Genomic DNA, 2,084 nt, shown 5'->3' with positions numbered 1-2,084 from the left:
AGGAACACCACCGGAACAGTCGCCGCCTGCTCGAACGACCACCCCTCCGGCACACGCACCACCACCCGCGCATCCGCCACCGCCAACGGACCGAAGCTCTCCAGGACCAGACCCATCACCCGGTCGCCAGGGGCGAAGTCGGAGACACCCGGCCCCACTTCGAGAACGACACCCGCGGCCTCGCTGCCCAGCACAGGGCGCCCCGGGTACATCCCGAGGCTCATCAGCACGTCGCGGAAGTTCACCCCGGCCGCGCGGACGGCGATCCGTATCCGACCGGGCTCCAGCGGCGCGGACGCCCCCCGCGCGGGAACCAGTGCCAGTCCTTCCAACGTGCCGGAACCCGACGTATCGAGCCGCCACGCGGGCTCCCCCGCCGGAACCACCAGGCTCCCGCCCGCCCCGGCCGCACGCACCAGACGCGGCACCAGCATCCGGCCCTCCCGGACCGCCAGCTGGGACTCACCACTGGCCAATGCCGCCCCTATTGCGGCCTCTTCGACGGCCTGATCGACGTCGAGAAGCACAATGCGGCCAGGGTTCTCGGACTGCGCGGACCGGACGAGCCCCCACACGGGTGCGGTTGCAAGATCAGCGAGGTCACCACGGTCAGTGGCAACTGCGCCCCGCGTCACCACGACAAGCCGCGACCCGACCAACCGCTCCTCGGCCAGCCAGCCCTGCAGCAGCGCCAGCGCCTCAGCAGTGACCCGGGCGGCAGCGTCGGCAAGCTCTGAGCCGTCGCCTGCGCCGGAGACCTCGACCAGCGCCGCCTCGGGGGCCGCGTCGCCCGCGTCGAGTGCGGCGAGTACGGCGTCGATCCCGGCATACCGCGTCGGATGCGGGAAACCGGCGTCGGCGACCGGAGCCGGCGTCCACTCCAGCCGGTAGAGGGAGTCGGAGCCGCTCGTGGCCGCTGCGGCCAACTGGTCGAGCGCCACCGGACGCAGCATCAGCGACTCGGCCACGGCGATCGGAGCGCCGGTCGCGTCCGCCAGCTCCACGGAGACCGTATCCCCACCCAGGGGCGCGATACGGACGCGCGCGGCGGTGGCACCGGACGCCAGAAGCGACACGCCCTCCCACAGGAACGGCAGCCGCAGCCCCTCTCCCAACTCCGAGGTCGCCAGCACCGCATGCAGCGCCGAGTCCAACAGCGCCGGATGCACCCCGAACGCCCCCGCCCGGCCATGCGCTTCCTCAGCCAGCTCCACCTCGGCAAAGACCTCGTCGCCCAGCCGCCAGACGGCCGACAGGCCCTGGAACACCGGCCCATAGGCATAACCGGCAGCCTCGGCCTCCGCGTAGAACCCGGACACATCCACCGGCTCCGCCCCGGCAGGCGGCCACACCGACAGTTCCGCGGACGCCACGACCGGAGCCTCCGCAAGGACACCTTCCGCGTGCAGCGTCCACGCACCACCCGCCTCGGTCGACTCGGGACGCGAGTACACGGTGAGCGGGCGCCGCCCGTCCTCCTCGGCGGCACCGACGACGACCTGGATCTGAACACCACCCCGTTCAGGCAGGACCAGGGGCGCCTGAAGCGTCAGCTCGCGCACACTCCCGCAACCGACCTCGTCACCGGCACGCACCGCCAGCTCCACGAAGGCCGTCCCCGGCAGCAGCACAGTCCCCGCCACCGCGTGATCGGCGAGCCAGGGATGCGTACGGGTCGACAGCCGACCCGTCAGCAACACGCCGTCCCCACCCGCCAACGGAACCGCCGCACCCAACAACGGATGCCCGGCCTCACCAAGCCCGAGCCCGACGGGGTCACCCATGGTGGCGTCATCGGACAGCCAGTAGCGCTCACGCTGGAAGGGGTACGTGGGCAGGTCGACGCGGTGCGGGCTGCGGCCGGTGAAGAGGGCGGCCCAGTCCACGTCGACGCCGCTGACCCACAGCCGGGACAGGGCCTGCGTGAACGTCTCCACCTCACCGTGGCCCCGCCGCGTGGCCGCCACGAAAAGTCCGTCCGCGCTCTCAGCGGCCATCGCGGTGAGCGTGGCGTCGGGACCCAGCTCCAAGAACTTGGTCACCCCGGACTCGGCCAACGCGGCGATCCCATCAGCGAAACGGAC

Annotated in this window: 1 protein-coding gene; it reads right to left on the bottom strand. The window is 72.1% G+C overall.

Translation table 11 applies throughout. The features are described from left to right. Positions 1-2,042, bottom strand: a 2,042-nt coding sequence (locus ACWD1Z_RS37220; RefSeq protein ID WP_451125314.1) for a polyketide synthase dehydratase domain-containing protein, incomplete at its 3' end; no start/stop codon positions are given. Positions 2,043-2,084: the final 42 nt, after the last annotated feature.

This window comes from Streptomyces sp. NPDC002784, assembly GCF_053592135.1.
Note: the sequence above shows the minus strand (reverse complement) of the source record. Positions and strands in the feature narration are given on the sequence as shown.